Raw genomic sequence first — 18,537 nt, forward strand, 5'->3', positions numbered from 1 at the left:
TATTGCAGGGCTGCTGAATGAAAAAGTCTCTTTTCTGGTTGCTGGCACTGGTGCTGTCGCCGATTGCCGTTCTGGTCATTATTACGCCGATGGACAGCCAAAAGCAGTATCTTTTTGGTCTGTTAAGTATCGGTATTCTGTTCTTAATGGGATTTAGCAAAAAGCGCAGTATTTCGGTCATTATGGTCGTGACTTCGCTGCTGATGTCTACCCGTTATATGTATTTTCGCCTGACGCAGACCCTGCATTTTAACTCCACCATTGAGACGGTGCTGGGGATGGGGCTGTTTCTGGCGGAAGTCTATATCTGGGTAATGCTGCTGCTGAACTACCTGCAAACGGTCTGGCCGCTGAAGCGAGAAATCGTCCCGCTGCCCGATGATATGAGCACGTGGCCGACGGTCGATATTTATATTCCCAGCTATAACGAACCGCTGGAAGTCGTGCGCGATACCGTGTTGGCTGCGCAGTGTATCGATTACCCGGCGGATAAAATGAAAATCTATCTGCTGGACGACGGGAAACGTAGCGAATTTGCGGTGTTCGCCGCCGATGTCGGCGTCGGCTATATCACCCGTAATGATAATAAACACGCCAAAGCGGGTAACCTGAACCACGCGATGACCCTGACTCAGGGAGAGCTGATTTGCGTCTTCGACTGTGACCACGTGGCGACCCGCGTGTTCCTGCAGGCGACGGTTGGCGGCTTCCTCAAAGACCCGATGCTGGCGCTGGTGCAGACCCCGCACTATTTCTATTCGCCGGACCCGTTTGAACGCAACCTCTCCGTCGGCCGCAACATCCCCAATGAAGGGATGCTGTTCTATGGCCCGATTCAGCAGGGCAACGATAACTGGAATGCGACCTTCTTCTGCGGCTCCTGCGCCGTGATTCGCCGTAAAGCGCTGGATGATATCGGTGGTTTTGCGGTGGAAACCGTGACCGAAGATGCGCACACCGCGCTTAAATTTCAGCGCCTGGGCTGGAAATCGTCGTTTCTCGATATTCCGCTGGCAGCGGGTTTAGCCACCGAACGTTTAGTCGTGCACGTCATTCAGCGGACCCGCTGGGCGCGTGGGATGACGCAAATCTTCCGCCTCGATAACCCGCTCCTGGGCCGCGGGCTGACCTTCCAGCAGCGCCTGTGTTACCTCAGCGCCATGCTCTACTATCAGTTCGCCCTGCCACGGGTCGTGTTTGTCACCGCACCGTTAGCTTATCTGTTGTTTAACCTGAATATTATCTACTCCTCAGCGAGCCTGATTGTCTCGTATGCGCTCCCGCATCTGTTCCTTGCGATTTATGTCGGCTCGCGGATGAACGGCCGCTATCGCTACAGCTTCTGGGGGGAAATCTATGACATCGTGCTGGCATTCCATCTGGTGCTGCCGACGCTGGTGACGATGATTTTCCCCAAACGCGGTAAATTCAACGTGACCGACAAAGGGGGGCTGCTGGATGTGGGCTACTTCGACTTTACCGTCGTCAGGCCGCATCTGGTGGTGGCGTGTTTGCTCGCGGTTGGCGTGATTGTCGGTATTGTCAGGGCCATTGGCCATGACTATTTCGGCTCGGATCCTAACGTTATCGCGCTGAACGTTGGCTGGGGACTGTACAGCCTGATCTTCCTGCTGGCGGCGATTGCCGTCGCGCGGGAAACCCGCCAGGTGCGGAAAACGATCCGTATCGACGTCAATATTCCGGTGTTGATTCACTACGCCAGCGGCATCGTGTCGCGTAGCCACACCGCAGACCTGTCGATGGGCGGATGCCGCATCGCGGTCCCGGACGATCGCCATCTGCAGGATGATATCGAAGAGATTGAGCTGATCCTGCAATCTGGTGCGATTTGTATTCCCGCCGAACAGGTGACCGCGGATGAAAACTTTATTCGCCTCAAGTTTGATGAAAATATTCCCCTCTCGCTGCGCCGTGAACTGGTGCGAGTGGTGCTGGCGCGCGCCGATGCATGGATTAACCCGCCGCGTCCGCAGGACAACCCGTTCCGGTCATTTTTCACCATCTTACGCTGCGTGTTTGAACTGTTCTGGCTGAGCTGGAAAACACGACGCGGCCGTCGCCAGCAGAAACCTGTCGCCAGTACCGCGCAGGAGGATGGCCAATTATGAAGCGATTAACCACGCTTGCGCTGCTGGCCGGCATGTTTTCCATACCGGCGCTGCACGGTGAAGAGGCGCCGGCCGATCGTTCTGCGCCGCTGAATTTCCCGTTACCGGGCGCGACCACGGGCGGCCTTCCCGCCGATGAGTCGGCGTCGACCGCCGCAGCGGAGTCGTCGGCCGCAGCGGAGGTTCCGGTGAACTCAGAACCCGCTGTCGCGTCCGAGTCGTCGACCGCATCGACACCCACGACAGCAGAACCCGCGGCGGCGGATCCGGCCGCCTCGCTCCCCGTCATGCCACCGCCGACTCATACGGCAATGCCGGATGTGGCGCCGTTAACGCCGGTGGTCGGGGGCAGTCTTAATCTGGCTCAAATGGGGATGCCGGATGGCATTATCCTCAGCGGCGGCCAACAGCAGGGCGGCGCGGGGTTTACGCTGCCTTCAGACCAGGTGGTGACCCATGCCGAGCTGATGCTGGATGTTCAGGTCTCGCCGGATATGGCCACCCGCAACGCCACGCTGCAATTGATGCTCAACGGCCAGCCTTTAGGCACGGTGCCGCTGGGCACCGACGGGGCGGACGTTTCTCACTATCAGCTGGATATTCCGGCGGCGCTAATGGTCTCCAGCAACAACCTGAGCTTTAAGGTGAATGATGGCGACAACATGCAGTGCCAGCTCAACATGCATGACACGTCGGGCGTCACGGTTTTACCGGCTTCGCGTTTTAACTGGGAAAGCCAGCCGCTGAATCTCAGCAACGATTTGAGTCACTTCCCGCGTCCATTCTTCGACAGCATGCAGATGACCCCGGCGGACATCGCGGTGGCCTACCCGGAGAAATCGGGAGCGGATATCTTCAGCGCCGCAGCGCTGCTCTCGTCGTGGCTGGGTATTCAGGCGGATTATCGCGGGATTGCTTTTAGCGCGCTGCGCGACCGTTTACCGGAGCGTCACGGTATTATTATCGGCCATCCGGGTGACCAGGTCGGCGGGCTGACGCTGCCGCAAACCGATAAACCGCTGCTGCAGATTGTCGATAACCCGGGTAACCCCACCTACAAACTGCTGCTGATCGTCGGGCAGAATGATGCGGCGCTGCGTGCGGCAGCCTGGCGGCTGACCCGCGGTAATATTGCCGCGCAGACCGCGAGCCTGAGCGTGGATCCGCAGGCGATCCCGATCGGCAAGCCGTATGATGCCCCGCGCTGGATCCCAACCGATCGGCCGGTAAAAATCAGCGAGCTGCTGCGTAAAGATCAGAGTATGACCGTAAACGGCGTCTGGCATGAACCGCTGCGCGTGGCTTTCCGCGCGGCGCCGGACCTCTATCTGTGGGACGGGGAAACCATTCCCTTGCAGATTGGCTACCGTTTCCCGTCGGAAAACTGGATTAATGAGGAGCAGTCGTTATTAAGCGTGACGCTCAATAACACTTTCCTGCACAACCTGCCGCTGAACAAGCAGGGGCCGCTGGAGAAATTATGGCGTCATCTGGGCGGCGACGTGCGTCAGGAGCGGTTTACCATTCCGCTGGCGCCGTATCTGATTTACGGGGATAACCAGCTGTCGCTCTATTTCAACGTGGTGCCGAAACAAAACGCCCCCTGTTCGGTGGTGCTTAATAACAATATCAAGAGCCGGATTACCGATGATTCGTGGATTGATTTGAGCAATACGCGACACTTCTCGCTGCTGCCGAATCTCTCCTATTTCGTCGGCGCTTCGTTCCCGTTCTCGCGGCTGGCGGACTATTCACAAACCACGCTGCTGCTGGCGGAAAAACCGTCGGAAACGCAGGTCGCTACGCTGTTAAACCTCGCCGCCCGATCGGGTAATGCCACCGGCACGGCGCTGGCGAACAACCGCGTTGTTTTAGGCATCCCCAGCGGTGGCGCCGGCCTTCAGTACCTGCACAATCGCGATGTGCTGGCGGTCAGCGCCCTCGATCAGAAAACGTTTAACCAGCGCTTGTTAGAAGATTCTCCTTATTATCAGGCGGATAATCAGCTGGGCGTACGCGAGTCGGGACTGAGTTCAAAAGTACAGCGGTGGCTGGCCGGCGACTGGACATCCGCCAGCCTGGATGCCGATCGCTATCTCTCTTCCAGCAGCGCCTGGCGCGGCTTTATCAGCTACCGTTCACCGTGGAATCCACAGCGCACGGTGGTGGTGGCGATGGCCAGCAACGATGATCAGCTGACGAAGCTGAAAAGCGACCTTGATTCACCGCGAATCAACGCCGGTATCCGCGGCGATACGGCGGTTATCACCAGCGATAATGGGGTTCGCAGCTTCCAGGTGAGTACGCCATTCCCGAGCGGGCAGATGCCGTGGTACATGATGGCCGTTTGGTATGCCAACCAGCACTCCGGTCTGCTTGCGCTGCTGGGACTGCTTGCGACAACGATCATCGGCCTGGCGCTTACCGCCATGTTTAAACGCCATGCACGCAAGCGCCTGAGTTCGGGGGATAGCCAATGAAACGAGCCATTAAAATGAACAGCAGGGCGACCCGCAGATTATCCACGTTTTGCCTGTCCGGCGCGCTGACCCTCGGCACCCTCGGTGATGCCATGGCTGCGGGGAATGATGCCGCATTGCAGGCGCTGTTTGCCCAGGCGAACTACTGGCACGAAAAATCGCACGATGAGCTGGCGATGGAATCGCTGCAGAAAGTTCTGTTGGTTGATGCCAATAACACGCAGGCCATGTATCTGATGGCGCTGTGGGCGCAGCAGGGCGGCGACCTTCAGGCGGCGGCCCAGTGGCGGGCGCGGTTGGCGAAAGTGTCGCCAGAGAGCCCAAACCTGCAGGAGCTGGATAATGCCAAAAAAATGGCGCAGGTGCCGCAGGGGCAGCTGAGTCTGGCCAGACAGCAGGCGCGCAGCGGCAATATTCCGGCTGCGCTGACGACCTGGCGCAGCATGTTCAACGGCAACACCCCGCCACCGGGGCTGGCCGGTGAGTACTACATGACCATGGCCAGCGACAAAGCGCTCTATCCCCAGGCGGTCAGCGAACTGCGTCAGTACGTGGCGCGGTATCCGCAGGAGAACGCCCCGCGCGTGGCTTTAGGCAAGGCGTTGACCTGGCGGGAAGATACCCGGCGGGAAGGGATTTCAATCCTGGAATCGATGGCCAGCGGCAGTAAAGATGCCGACAGCGGTCTACGCCAGGCGCTGCTGTGGCTGGGGCCGCAGGAGGGCGATCGGGCGTTTTACGATACCTGGATGCAGCGTCACCCGCAGGATACCGAAGTACAGAATTACTATCGTCAGCGGATAAGCGGCCAGGCGCGCGGTCAGGGGTTCGTTAACCTGAATAGCGGCAATACCGCGGTGGCGAAGCAGCAGTTTGAACAAGTGCTGCAAACCAACCCGCAGGATGCGGACGCGCTGGCCGGGATGGGATATATCGCCCAGCGCAACGGTGACTTCCAGGCCGCATCGCAATATTTAAGCCGGGCGGCGGATCTCGGCGGTAATGATTCAGCGGCGCGCCGTCAGCAGGCGGCGGACGCGCTATTCTATGGGCAGCTGGCCCAGGCTCAGCAGGCGTACAAGCAGGGCAATATTAGCCAGGCGCTGGCGCTCTCTGCTCCGCTGGCCCAGCAGAGCGGGACGCGCGGCACATCGGCCAAACTGTTCCGTGCCGATGTATTGCGTCATAACAAAGATCTCCCTCAGGCCGAACAAACGCTGCGCTCGCTGCTCAGCGAGCAGCCGCAAAATGGCCCGGCGCGCGAGAACCTTTACTACATCCTGCGCGAGCAAAATAAAACGGCGGAAGCGCAGGCGATGTTACGCACGCTGCCGGAGAGTTTGCAGCAAAAACTGCAGCCGCGCATCGTGACCGGTATGCCGGGAGATTCGCTTCGTCGCCAGGCGCAGGAGCAGGCCAACAGCGGCAACGTCAGCGGCGCTATCGCGACATTGCGCCAGGGGGTCTCCCGCTATCCGGATGACGCCTGGATGCGCCTCGACTTAGCCCGGCTACTGCAAAAATCCGGCAATGACAGCGAGGCCGCGTCAACGATGGCCGCCGCCTATCGTCCCGGCGCCAGCAGTAACGCCCTCTATGCCGCCGCGCTGTTTGCCAGTGAGAACGGCGGCTGGCAGCAGGCGCAGACGCTGCTGGGGAGGATTCCCGCCGCCAGCCAGACCAGCCAGATGCGCGACCTGCGTCAGCGGGTAAACTACAACCTGCAGCTGACCACCGCGCAAGATTATCTCGCCCAGGGCAATACGGTGGCGGCGTCCAATACCCTGAAAGCGATGTCGGCCACGCCGCCAAAATCACCGGCTGACGTGGGGAAACTGGCGCGATTGCTGGCGCAGAGCGGCGATGTTTCCACGGCGGTAACGCTGGTGCGCAACAATATCAGCGGCGGAATCACGGGGAACGCCGGCGACTATGCCGATCAGGTGGCGGTCCTCAACCAGGCGGGGCTGACCAATGAAGCGCAGACGCTGCTGTCGAACCCGCAGCTGCAGGCCGGCAGCACGCCAACGCAGCTGGCGAGTATCCGCAACGGCTATGTGATCAACGAAGCCGATCGACTGCGGGAGCAGGGCAACTACGCCGCGGCGTATGACAAGCTGATGGGGGCGATGCAAAGCGATCCGCAGAATACAGATCTGATGTTCGCGATGGCGCGCCTCTACCAGAGCGGCAAAATGAACAAAGAAGCCGGGGTGGTCTATGACTACCTGATGACCCGCGATACGCCGGATCAGGCGGCGCGATCCGGCGCTATCGATGTTGCGCTGTCGTCCGGCGATAACGACCGGGCGGAACAGCTGGCCGGCGGATTGCGTCAGGACAATACACCGGATCGCCTGCTGCTGCTGGCGCGCGTCGCGGAAGCGCAGGGACACCATCAGCAGGCGATGACGTATCTGCGCAGCGCGCGCGGCAAACTGCTGGGGCTGCAGAGCAGCAACAGCGCACAAACGCCCACCGTTGGCGGCGTGCTGGCGGCGGATAACCCCTTTGTGGGCGTCTCCCGCACGCCGTCCACGACGCGAACGGCATCGGCTTACGGCCAGTATATGCCATGGCAGGTTGCCCAGGTGTCAACTGGCAGCGGAACCACGCTGCCCGGCATCCAACGTCCCGATCTTCCGGTGGAGACCGCGCAAACCCGCATGCTGCGTCAGGTCGATACCATGATGGAGTCGTTGCAGGAGAAAACCGGCACCTGGCTCCAGGGGGGAATGGAGGTGCGTGGGCGCGACGGTGAATCCGGGACCAGTAAGCTGACCGAGATGAAAACGCCGCTGACCTGGTCTTCATCGCCGTTTGGCGACTCGCGTTTTGACTTTACCGTGACGCCGATTTCGCTGAATGCCGGCACCGCCAGCGGCGACGCCTGGCGGCGCTACGGCGCGAATCCGCTCTCCAATGCGGTGTCCAACATGATTTCCACTGCCACCAGCGAACAGGCGGCGATTGCGGCGATGACGGATACGGAGCGCACGGCGTACTTTGCCAGCAATCCGGGGGCCGAAGCCTTAAGTTCGCTGGGGACGCTGAATGCGGCAGACTTTAACGCCACGACCAGCAGCGGGATGGAGAATCTGGCGAAACTTGGCGCCTATGACTCCGGACAGGTCGCCAGCTATCTGGCCTCTTCCAGCCTGAAACCGAATGTCGATCAGACCAGCGGTTCGACGGATTCGCAGAAGGCGAATGGCGTCGAATTAGCCCTGGCGCTGAGCGGCGATGATTATCGCGTGGATATCGGCAGCACGCCGTTGGGCCAGGATCTCAACACCGTGGTCGGGGGGGTGAAATGGTCGCCGAAACTCACCAACTACCTGTCATTGATCTTCACCGGTGAGCGCCGTTCGTTGACCGACAGCCTGCTCTCTTACGTGGGGCTGAAAGATAGCTACTCCGGGAAAACCTGGGGGCAGGTGACGAAAAACGGCGGCACCCTGCAGCTCAGCTACGATGATGGCGACGCCGGTTTCTACGTCGGCGGCGGGGGCTACAGCTACATTGGCAGCGACGTGGCCAGCAACACCAGTGTCAACGCCAATGCCGGGGTCTATCTGCGGCCTTATCATGATGAATATCGCCAGCTGCAGGCCGGTTTGAGTATGAGCTACATGGATTACTCGAAGAACCTGAGCTACTTCACCTATGGTCAGGGGGGCTACTTCAGCCCGCAAAACTACGTAAGCGTTTCGCTGCCGGTTAACCTGACCGAGAAGTATGACAACTGGACCATGAAGCTCGGTGGCTCGGTGGGGTATCAATCCTATAGTCAGGATAAGAGCGCCTACTTCCCGACCAATTCCGAATGGCAGCAGACCCTGGAGACCGCGGTAGCCAACGGTTTTGCCAAAGAGGCGTACTATTCAGCGACCTCGAAGAGCGGCATCGGCTACACGCTGCGCGCCGGGGCGGATTACAAGGTGAACAAACAGATGACGCTGGGCGGCCAGATTGGCTACGACACCTTCGGTGATTACAACGAGAGTACCGCCGGTCTCTATATCCGCTATATGTTGGGAGATAACTGATCATGACGGACAAAAACAACGCGGAAGTCATGGCCTGGTTTCAACAGCAGCAAACCCCCGCGGGATGGTTTGATCTGCTGCTCATTATGATTGACGGGATGCTGAACAATGCCGGCGAGCTGGAGAGCCAGCCATTTTTACGTCAGATGGGTGAAGCCCTGGCCGATCGCTACCCGCTGCCCGAGTCAGAAACCGTCGGTCAGCTGGAGGCCAATATCAACCAGCTGCTCAGCCGCTTTCAGTGGGGCGTCGTCAGCGTGGATGTGGGCGATGACGGCCTGCGCTTACGTCATCGCGCGCTGCCGGTGAGTCGTGACGATGCGCGCCGCGTGCGCTGGTGCAATGCATTTTGTGCCATACTCGAGGGGCTTTATTCTCGCTGGCTACAGGGACAAGGGGGCGGTGCACATGTGGTGTTACAGCGTGAGCGGTTGTTCTCGGTGTCTGATGTTCAGTTCCTCTACTTCCATCCATAACGGGTGAACATATGTCTTTGCGTGTTGTAATCGCAGTCATGGTGACGATGGTGCTGCTGCCCCGCGCGTGGGCAGACACCGCCTGGGAAAGCTATAAATCGCGTTTTATGATGGCTGACGGGCGCATTGTGGATACGGGCAACGGTAACGTTTCGCATACCGAGGGGCAGGGATTCGCGATGCTGCTGGCGGTGGCGAAAAACGATCGGCCGGCCTTCGACAAGCTATGGCAATGGACCGATAAAACGCTACGCAATAAAGACAACGGGCTCTTTTACTGGCGCTATAACCCTGTGGCGCCGGACCCTATTGCCGATAAGAACGATGCCACCGACGGCGATACCCTGATTGCATGGGCGCTGCTGCGCGCACAGCAGCAGTGGGGGGACAAATCCTACGGTAACGCGTCTGATGCCATTACCGCATCGCTGCTGAAAAATACGGTGGTGACCTTTGCCGGCTATCAGGTCATGTTGCCTGGCGCCAAAGGCTTCAACCGCAACGACCATCTCAATCTTAACCCCTCCTACTTTATCTTCCCGGCATGGCAGGCGTTTGCCGCGCGCACGCATCTGATCGCCTGGCGTAAGCTGCAAAGCGACGCTCAGGCTCTGCTGGGCAAAATGGCATGGGGCAAAACCCAGCTCCCTACCGACTGGGTTGCGCTGAAAGCTGACGGTAAGATGGAGCCGGCGAAAGGGTGGCCGCCGCGGATGAGCTATGACGCGATTCGTATCCCGCTGTATCTCACCTGGGCCAATCCACAGAGCCCGCTGCTGACGCCGTGGAAAAACTGGTTCCAGAGCTATCCGCGGCTGCAAACGCCGGCGTGGATTAACGTCAGCACCAATAACGTCTCGCCGTGGTTTATGACCGGCGGCCTGCTGGCGGTGCGCGATCTGACCATGGGCGAGACGCCGGAGGATCCGCAAATTACCGCCCAGGATGATTACTACTCCGCCAGCCTGAAACTGCTGGTCTGGCTGGCAGGGCGCGATCGGTAATTTTAGTGCCTTCGCCAGGCGCTATGGCTTGCTGAAGGCGATATCGACAGCGGAACGGCTCAGAACGGGATAATTTCGTCCTGGCGTAGCGTCAGGACTTCTACGCCGTCGGCGGTAACGGCGACGGTGTGTTCCCACTGCGCCGAGAGCTTCTTATCGCGGGTCACTACGGTCCAGCCATCCTTCTTGATTTTTGTCCGGCTATCGCCCTGATTGACCATCGGTTCGATGGTAAAAACCATCCCCTCTCGCAGCACGGCGCCTTCACCCGGCTTGCCGTAGTGCAGCACCTGGGGCTCTTCGTGCATCTCCTGCCCGACACCGTGACCGCAATACTCCCGCACGACGCTGTAGCCGTTGCTTTCGACATAGCTCTGAATCGCATGGCCGATATCACCCAGCGTGGCGCCGGGCCTGACCACCTTGATACCTTTCCACATCGCTTCGTACGTTTTCTTCACCAGTCTACGGGCCAGCGGCGAAACGTCGCCGATTAAGTACATTTTGCTGGAGTCCGCAATCAGGCCATCTTTTTCCAGCGTAATGTCGACGTTGACGATCGCGCCTGACTTCAGATGCTCCGTTTCTTTTGGCATGCCGTGGCACACCACTTCATTCACCGACGTATTTAAGACGAAAGGATAATCATATTGCCCTTTGCTGGCCGGTCGGGAATGGAGCTGGTTGACGATAAAATCTTCCGCCAGGTTGTTGATTTCCATGGTGGTTATGCCGGGCTGAATATGTTTATCCAGCATGTCGAACACCGAGGCCAGCAGCGCGCCTGCCCGGCGCTGTCGGGCTAATTCGTCCGCCGTTTTAATGGGAATTGATGGCATTGATCACCTCCAGTAAACGATCGGATCCCGATTTAAGCATCATCATCTTGATTTGCTGGTGGTTAAGCTCCGGGTAGAGTTCGCTCATCATCCCCAGCCGAATCCAGTATTCCGCCTGAGCATTCACTGAGCGTGACATGGCCTTGCTGGCGTCGCGGATGTCGTCATGCAGCAGGTCGGAGATTTTTACGATTCCCATATATATGTTCCGTAATGATTCATATATATATCGTATATCCCCGGGCGGACGCTGTCACGGCGTTTTTGCCGGCGGCGGTCGTCCGGAGTGCGCCATCAGAGATAGCGACCCTGGGTGGTGATTGGAGTTTTCAGCGGGGAATTCGCGAGGGGCAGTTGACCTGCTGGCGTATCATAGCCGCAGGGAACGCCCCTGCGGCCATTGGCGGGATTACTGCGGGTACGGTACCCAGCTTCCGCCGTTCAGCTGAACGTAAGGTTTCCCCTGGTACTGCACAACGATGGCGTTGGCGTTTTCCGATACCGCGGCGCTTTGCGGCAGGTTGGCGGTGTACTGCTGCCAGTCCACGTTATCTTCGGTAAACATCTTGCCGTCCAGCGCGCGAACCACCAGCTCCGACACGGCCAGGTAACTGGTCGGCTGGTCGATAATCAGCGGGGCCCCCTGATGCGGTGCCTTCATCCCGAAGAATTTCACCGCCGTCGGCACGTCGGTAATGGACGGGCTCGGGATATCGCGCAGGCCAGAAACCTGCATTTTGTCGCCCTTCAGCGCGCCGCCGTGCTCCGGTACGACCACGACCATCACTTTACGGCCCGATTTTTCCAGCTCGGTAAAGAAGTTATCCAGCTCGTCGAAGAGTTTCTGCGCGCGAACTTTATAATCCGCCGTTTTGCTCTGGCCCGGGAAGTGGTTGCCGTCGTGCAGCGGCAGGATGTTGTAGAAGGTGGCGTTGCGGGCGTTACCCTGTTTATTTTCGGTTTCCAGCCAGCGGTTGAGGGTCGCTAAGTCGTCATAGACCGGCGAGCCATCAAAAGCCTGCAGGCTGACCGGCAGCCCCGTTTGATCCATCAGCGGACTTTGCATCCCGCCTAAGCTACGCAGCTCTTTCAGGAAGTCGCCGAACTGACCGTTATGGCCGAGCATCAGCTGTTGGGTAAAGCCGAGTTTGGCCAGATTTTCGAACAGGTAACAGTCGTTGCCCGACGGTTGATAGAGGTTCGAATGCGACAGCTGGCCGCAGCTTGCGCGCAGCAGCCGTACCGCCGCCGGGCCGCTGTAGGAGGTCGCCGAGTTAAAGTTTTTGAACACAATATCAAAATGCTTCCACAGCGGATGATCCATCAGCCCGGCGGCTTCGATATCGGACCACGACAGCGAGCAAATGTTGATAACCAGCAGGTCAAACGGCTGGGCATCGGCCGGAAGCCGATCCGGGAACGGCGTTTTGCGCTTCTGCTCTGCGGCGTAAAACGCGTTCAGCCAGTTGGTCAAATTCGCCGAGGTGGGCGGTTCGGTCTGTGCCGGAATATCGCCGCTGGCGGCAGAGGTGCCCGCCGGGGCCGCCGTCGTGGTCGTGGTCTTCACGGTGGTCGCCGCTGCCGTCGGCTGGCCCGCAGGCCATAACGTAAAGGCCGGAAGCAGTGGGCTGACCGCCAGCCACACCATAATGGCGGAGACCACTACCGTGACGCGCAGCCACTGGCTGATGAACATCCACAGAACCAGCAGCAGGAAGAAGGCGCCGACCATATTCCAGTTAATAAAGCGGGTGACCAGGTCCCAGATATAAGTGGCGCTGAAGCCAGCAAGCTGCGAACCCTGGCTGAAAATACTTTCCGGCCCCGGTAGCCAGGTATCATGCCAGAACAATCCGATGCCGATCGGAATAGCAATCCAGTGCCGCAGACGGTGCAGTTTATATTTCGGCAGCGGGACCAGTAAAAACGCGAGAAAGACCAGGTTGAGCATGGGATGAAAATTAAGATATCCCGCCCAAAGCAGCGCAAACTTCACCAGGAAGTAAAAATTCCAACCGGCCAGGCCACGCCAGTATTGCCAAAGCGGCAGCGGCGTCGCATTTGTTTTTGGATTCGTCATTTATTCAGTTTGCCTTGCTGAGTTGTTGCTTCCCGGCGTAATACGCCAGCCGGTTTGACATAACGAGGTTTAAAGAACATTAAGCGTAAGGTGGTGCGAATTCGACGCTGATAATGGCGCGTCAGGTATCCCAGCGGAAAAAACAGCAGGGCACAGAGTACGATCAGCTGAAGAATATCACTGATGGACATCATGACGTTTTCTCCCTGTCGGTAGACAAACGATGCGGCTGCGGAATGCGTCGCCAGCTGCGTCCGTCATGGGCCGCGTTAATGGGGTTGTTTTTCTCCATCGTAATAGGCAGCGGCGTGTTCCACTGTGCCGGCGAAATACCCCGCATCAGCCCAATTTCCGCCGTGATTTGTTTATCTTCAAACCAGACCATGCGGTTGGAAAAAATATCGCCGGTGGGCAACGGGAAAATATGGTTTAGCGCGGTGTCCAGGTCATTGACGCGACAAAACGACAGGAACAGTACTAATCGGTTGTTACCGATCGTCATGATATCGCCCATACGGTTCGGCCGGCACAGGGTCAGTGCTTGCTCGACGCGCAGCCCCGGAGCCGGGCGCAGCGCCACCATCACGCCCTTGCTGTCCGCAGGCAGCATGGTGTTGGCCATAATGTTATGTACCGCGGCGCAGAAATCCCCCCACTTTTGGTAGCCGCGTAGTTTGAGCGGCTGACTCCAGGTCAGCAGGGTGGCGAACTCTTCCGGAATATGGCGGGTGAACTTTTGTTTTTGCACGCTTTCCACTAGCGTCAGGCAGCGGGAAAGCGGTGCGCTGAAGGGGATCACCATATTCGCGCCGCTGCTGAGCAGCAGTCGCTCATCGGTGGTACGCAGGCTGGGGAGCTGTTCGCGCACCACAATTTTCAACGCGCTGCCGCGTTGCCGGCGCAGGGTGTGAATATAGCGACCCAGCTGCTCAATCTGTTCGTTCTGGGTCACGGAAAATAACAACGTTGCCGCCTGCGCGGTGCGGGCGGCATTAAACACGCCGTCATTGGTATCAAACAGCGTCCAGTATTCAGACAGGGCAGGCGCGCCTTCGAGGACTCGCAGGTTACTCAGGATAACCTTCTCATCGCTGCGCGGCTGCACCGTGGCTTCTTCTTCTTCTGCCAGTCGCCAGCCGTCGTCATCCTGGATTACCGTCAGCTGCTGCTGTGCGCTCATTCCTTTTTCGCTGCCCCACCAGGCAATATCAAACAGAAAACTATCGCCCTGATAACGAATGCTCGCCAGCCCGGAAAGGGCGCGGTACTCGTGTAATAATGGCGAAAGCTGCTTGTCTATATCATTATCGGAATTAAGAATTAATAACGAACACTTATGATATTTAGCCCATTGGTGAGATTTTTCAACCCATGCGCTTATTTTCTCACTTTTTATGTTTTTCCATGCATTTTCGGCACATAGCAAAATAAAAAAGTAATTGGCCGGATCGACCGAGCAGAGTAAATCACGATGCATTTCTTCCAGCCCTGCCGTCAGGTCAGGCATGCTGAATAATGCCACTTTTTCCGGGCCGCAATCTTTTTTTAATGATATGATTTTATTTGGTTTCTCACCCATGACGATGGCGGCGACTTTGCACTCTTTATCCTGGGCCGCCAGGGTTTGATTGAGCAGGCTTACCGCGTCAGGATAGCGATCGACGTTAAGCCACCACACGCCCCCGACGGGCATATGACAGACCTCGTCCCATAATGATGAAATACCTAAAGTATAAACGATATTCACGTCGTTCCTCGTCAGCCCTGATTCATACTGGATCAGTTTACTAGCGAAAGCGTCAGAGTAAACCTAACATTGAATTTAAAGGGTATCAGTTTTAGCATATATAGGTGAGTTAAGACTGAGCCTATTATACATCGGGTTTTATTTATGTGTTTTTTTGAATGGACAGCGAAATGCCGGGAAAAGAGCCTTCAGTACCCTCAGATGCAACGCTGGGTTATACCTTTCAAAATGATTTCCTGGCGTTAAGCCGGGCATTTTCCCTGCCCGAAATTGATTACCACGACATTTCCCGGCGCGAGCAGTTAGCCGCGGCGCTGAAACGCTGGCCACTATTGGCGGAACTCGCAGAGAAAAAGTAAGGACGCCGTCGATGGCTATTCTTGGATTACAGGGTATCCGCGGTGGCGTGGGCACCACGTCGATTACCGCCGCGCTCGCCTGGGCATTACAGCTCCTCGGGGAAACGGTTCTGGCGATCGACGCCAGCCCGGATAATATGCTGCGCTATTTTTTCAACGTTGATGCGACGCATCGCGACGGTTGGGCACGTTCGTTAATTGACGGAGGCGACTGGCGCGACGCCGGCATCCGTTATACCTCGCATATTGATATTTTGCCTTTTGGTCTGCTTTCGCCCGGTGAAAGAGAGAACGTTGATAAGCTCTATCCGATGCTGGAATCTTTTGTCGGCATGGTGGAGAAGCTGGAGCAGCAGGGTGATCATCGCTGGCTGCTGCTGGATTTACCGGAAGGTTATTCCCCGCTGACGCGTTCACTGCTTAGCGTCTGCGATCGCACGCTGGTGGTGGTGCATCCGGACGGCAACAGCCATATTCGCCTGCATCAACAGGCGCTGCCGGCAAAAGGCGATATTCTGATTAACGATCTGCGCGTCGGCAGCCAGCTACAGGAAGATTTATACCAGCTGTGGCTGGAGAGCCAGCGCCGTATTTTGCCGGTCACGGTCCATCGTGATGAGGCGATGGCGGAGTGTCTGGCGGCGAAGCAGCCGCTCGGGGAATATCGTTCTGATTCGCTGGCCGCCGAAGAGATCCTGACCCTCGCCAACTGGTGTTTGCTGCACTATTCCGGCAAGGGGGCGCAATGATGCGCCTGAGTACCCTGCTACTGGCGCCGCCGGTCGCGGAACGTCTGAGCGAACGCTACAGCGATTATCGCCGCCACGGCGCATCGTGGCTGTCTGCATCGCTGGGCTGCCTGTGGGCGTCATTGGTCTGGGCGCTGATGCCGCTGGAAACACCGCGCTGGCAGGCGATTCTGAACAACCATCATGACTACTTCCCGCATATTAATCCCCATCGCCCGCGGCTGCTGGATCCGCTGCGCTATCTGCTGCAGTCCCTGTGGCTGCTGGTGACGCATGTACCCGGGGCGGATAAAAAGGCGAACTGGCGTTCGTTTGCCGCCATCAAAGGGGTTCACGGGCGCTATACCCAGTGGCTGGATACGCTTCCCGAACGGACGAACAGCCGCACAGCCCATCTGAATAAACACAAAGAGCTGGCGCACGTCAGTCCGAAACTGCGCAAGGCGATTCTTGGCGTGGTCGTCACTTTCTCGCTGGTGCTGTCGCTGCTGTGTATTACCCAGCCCTTTAACCCGCTTTCACAGTTTATTTTCCTGATGTTGCTGTGGGGCGTGGCGCTGCTGGTACGCCGTATTCCCGGCCGTTTTTCGGCCCTGATGCTGATTGTCCTCTCGCTGACCGTCTCCTGCCGCTACATCTGGTGGCGCTATACCTCGACGCTGAACTGGGACGATCCTGTCAGCCTGGTGTGCGGCATTGTGCTGCTGTTTGCTGAAACCTATGCCTGGCTGGTGCTGGTGCTGGGCTATTTCCAGGTGATATGGCCATTGAATCGCCAGCCGGTTCCGTTACCTAAAGATATGGCCGAGTGGCCGACGGTGGATATTTTCGTTCCCACCTACAACGAAGATCTTAACGTGGTGAAAAACACCATTTATGCCTCGCAAGGTATCGACTGGCCGAAAGATAAGCTCAATATCTGGATCCTCGATGACGGCGGGCGCGAAGAGTTTCGTCAGTTCGCCAAAGACGTCGGCGTGCATTACATCGCCCGCACCACCCACGAGCATGCCAAAGCCGGGAATATCAACAACGCGCTGAAGTACGCCAAAGGCGAATTTGTGTCGATCTTCGACTGCGACCACGTGCCGACACGCTCCTTCCTGCAGATGACCATGGGGTGGTTCCTGAAAGAGAAAGAGCTGGCGATGATGCAGACGCCGCACCATTTCTTCTCGCCCGACCCGTTTGAACGCAACCTGGGACGTTTCAGGAAAACGCCGAACGAGGGGACCCTGTTTTACGGTCTGGTGCAGGATGGTAACGATATGTGGGACGCCACCTTCTTCTGCGGATCCTGCGCGGTCATTCGTCGTGCCCCGCTGGATGAGATTGGCGGTATCGCTGTGGAAACGGTGACCGAGGATGCCCACACCTCCCTGCGTCTGCACCGTCGCGGCTACACGTCCGCCTATATGCGTATTCCACAGGCCGCGGGCCTGGCGACCGAAAGCCTTTCGGCGCATATTGGCCAGCGTATTCGCTGGGCGCGTGGCATGGTGCAGATATTCCGCCTCGATAACCCCTTGTTTGGTAAAGGGCTTAAGTTTGCGCAGCGGCTCTGTTACGTCAATGCGATGATGCACTTTTTATCCGGCATTCCCCGGCTGATTTTCCTCGTCGCGCCGTTGGCATTTTTACTGCTGCACGCCTATATCATCTATGCGCCGGCGCTGATGATCGCGCTCTTCGTCTTGCCGCATATGATTCATGCGAGCCTGACGAACTCGAAGATTCAGGGCAAATATCGCCACTCTTTCTGGAGCGAAATCTACGAAACGACGCTGGCCTGGTATATCGCGCCACCGACCTTTGTCGCGCTGATTAACCCGCATAAAGGGAAGTTCAACGTGACGGCGAAAGGGGGACTGGTGGAAGACGAATATGTCGACTGGGTCATTTCCCGTCCCTATATCTATCTGGTGCTGCTGAACCTGGTGGGCGTGGCGGCGGGGATCTGGCGTCACCTCTACGGCCCGGAAAATGAGATCCTGACCGTTTGGGTCAGCATCGTCTGGGTGTTCTATAACCTGATTATCCTTGGCGGCGCGGTGGCGGTGTCGGTGGAAAGTAAACAGGTCCGTCGCTCGCATCGCGTCGAAATGAGCATGCCGGCGGCAATTGCGCGCGAAGATGGCCACCTGTTCTCCTGTACCGTACATGACTATTCCGATGGCGGGCTGGGGATAAAAATTCACGGTAAGGCGCAGGTGCTGGAAGGGCAAAAGGTGAATCTGCTGCTCAAACGCGGACAGCAGGAATATGCCTTCCCGGTCCGGGTTGCGCGCGTGAATGGCAGCGAAGTCGGTTTACAGCTGATGCCGTTGACCAATCAACAACATATTGATTTTGTACAGTGTACGTTTGCCCGTGCTGATACGTGGGCGCTTTGGCAGGATAGCTTCCCGGAAGATAAACCGATGGAAAGCCTGCTGGATATCCTGAAGCTGGGGTTCCGTGGATATCGTCACCTGGCGGAGTTCTCGCCGCCGTCGGTGAAGGTTATTTTCCGCTCGCTCACCATGCTGGTTGCCTGGATAGTCTCGTTTGTTCCCCGTCGGCCTGAACGTGCCGCGGCGATACTCTCTTCAGAACCAGAAATGGCTCAACAATGATGATAATGCG

General features: G+C 57.7%; 13 protein-coding genes. 8 read left to right on the forward strand and 5 right to left on the reverse strand.

Annotated elements, in window-relative coordinates; genetic code table 11:
- Window positions 1-17 precede the first annotated feature (17 nt).
- Genes bcsA (AC236I_RS01125) through AC236I_RS01145 form a run of 5 tightly spaced genes read left to right on the forward strand, consistent with a single transcriptional unit; the run spans window position 18 to window position 10,138 of the window.
- Complete coding sequence (bcsA, locus tag AC236I_RS01125) at window positions 18-2,129, forward strand: UDP-forming cellulose synthase catalytic subunit (RefSeq protein ID WP_004868748.1); 2,112 nt, start codon at window positions 18-20, stop codon at window positions 2,127-2,129.
- Window positions 2,126-4,609: a cellulose biosynthesis cyclic di-GMP-binding regulatory protein BcsB gene (bcsB, locus tag AC236I_RS01130; RefSeq protein ID WP_192226475.1), complete on the forward strand. Its 2,484-nt coding sequence runs from the start codon at window positions 2,126-2,128 to the stop codon at window positions 4,607-4,609. Before bcsA (AC236I_RS01125) ends, bcsB begins: the two co-directional genes overlap by 4 nt.
- On the forward strand, window positions 4,606-8,658 hold the full coding sequence (locus AC236I_RS01135; protein ID WP_487608673.1) for a cellulose biosynthesis protein BcsC: 4,053 nt from the start codon (window positions 4,606-4,608) through the stop codon (window positions 8,656-8,658). Before bcsB ends, AC236I_RS01135 begins: the two co-directional genes overlap by 4 nt.
- A complete protein-coding gene (gene bcsD, locus AC236I_RS01140; protein WP_160873410.1) occupies window positions 8,658-9,134 on the forward strand; it encodes a cellulose biosynthesis protein BcsD in 477 nt (158 codons plus the stop codon). The genes AC236I_RS01135 and bcsD overlap by 1 nt, the downstream gene beginning before the upstream one ends.
- 11 nt (window positions 9,135-9,145) lie before the next feature.
- On the forward strand, window positions 9,146-10,138 hold the full coding sequence (locus AC236I_RS01145) for a family 8 glycosyl hydrolase (protein WP_487608674.1): 993 nt from the start codon (window positions 9,146-9,148) through the stop codon (window positions 10,136-10,138).
- A 59-nt stretch (window positions 10,139-10,197) separates the two neighbouring features.
- Here AC236I_RS01145 and map read toward each other — a convergent pair whose 3' ends face one another.
- From map to bcsE, 5 genes are all read right to left on the reverse strand, one after another.
- Entirely contained in the window at window positions 10,198-10,977 is a 780-nt protein-coding gene (gene map, locus AC236I_RS01150) for a type I methionyl aminopeptidase (protein ID WP_004868737.1), read from the reverse strand.
- Window positions 10,958-11,176, reverse strand: coding sequence for a ParD-like family protein (locus AC236I_RS01155; RefSeq protein WP_004868736.1), 219 nt, complete (start codon window positions 11,174-11,176; stop codon window positions 10,958-10,960). The genes map and AC236I_RS01155 overlap by 20 nt, the downstream gene beginning before the upstream one ends.
- 210 nt (window positions 11,177-11,386) lie before the next feature.
- Window positions 11,387-13,057 (reverse strand): cellulose biosynthesis protein BcsG, encoded by a 1,671-nt coding sequence (gene bcsG, locus AC236I_RS01160; RefSeq protein ID WP_064356594.1) that lies wholly within the window; start codon window positions 13,055-13,057, stop codon window positions 11,387-11,389.
- Entirely contained in the window at window positions 13,054-13,251 is a 198-nt protein-coding gene (gene bcsF / locus AC236I_RS01165; RefSeq protein WP_004868733.1) for a cellulose biosynthesis protein BcsF, read from the reverse strand. The genes bcsG and bcsF overlap by 4 nt, the downstream gene beginning before the upstream one ends.
- Complete coding sequence (gene bcsE, locus AC236I_RS01170; RefSeq protein WP_015585555.1) at window positions 13,248-14,804, reverse strand: cellulose biosynthesis protein BcsE; 1,557 nt, start codon at window positions 14,802-14,804, stop codon at window positions 13,248-13,250. Before bcsE ends, bcsF begins: the two co-directional genes overlap by 4 nt.
- A 170-nt stretch (window positions 14,805-14,974) precedes the next feature.
- On the opposite strand from bcsE, the gene bcsR reads away from it, so the two are divergent.
- Genes bcsR through bcsA (AC236I_RS01185) form a run of 3 tightly spaced genes read left to right on the forward strand, consistent with a single transcriptional unit; the run spans window position 14,975 to window position 18,527 of the window.
- Window positions 14,975-15,163 (forward strand): cellulose biosynthesis protein BcsR, encoded by a 189-nt coding sequence (gene bcsR, locus AC236I_RS01175; RefSeq protein WP_004868728.1) that lies wholly within the window; start codon window positions 14,975-14,977, stop codon window positions 15,161-15,163.
- Window positions 15,164-15,174: 11 nt separating this feature from the next.
- Complete coding sequence (bcsQ, locus tag AC236I_RS01180; protein WP_487608675.1) at window positions 15,175-15,912, forward strand: cellulose biosynthesis protein BcsQ; 738 nt, start codon at window positions 15,175-15,177, stop codon at window positions 15,910-15,912.
- A complete protein-coding gene (gene bcsA, locus AC236I_RS01185) occupies window positions 15,909-18,527 on the forward strand; it encodes a UDP-forming cellulose synthase catalytic subunit (protein WP_004868725.1) in 2,619 nt (872 codons plus the stop codon). Before bcsQ ends, bcsA (AC236I_RS01185) begins: the two co-directional genes overlap by 4 nt.
- Window positions 18,528-18,537 lie beyond the last annotated feature (10 nt).

The organism is Klebsiella sp. Sb-30, from assembly GCF_057652795.1.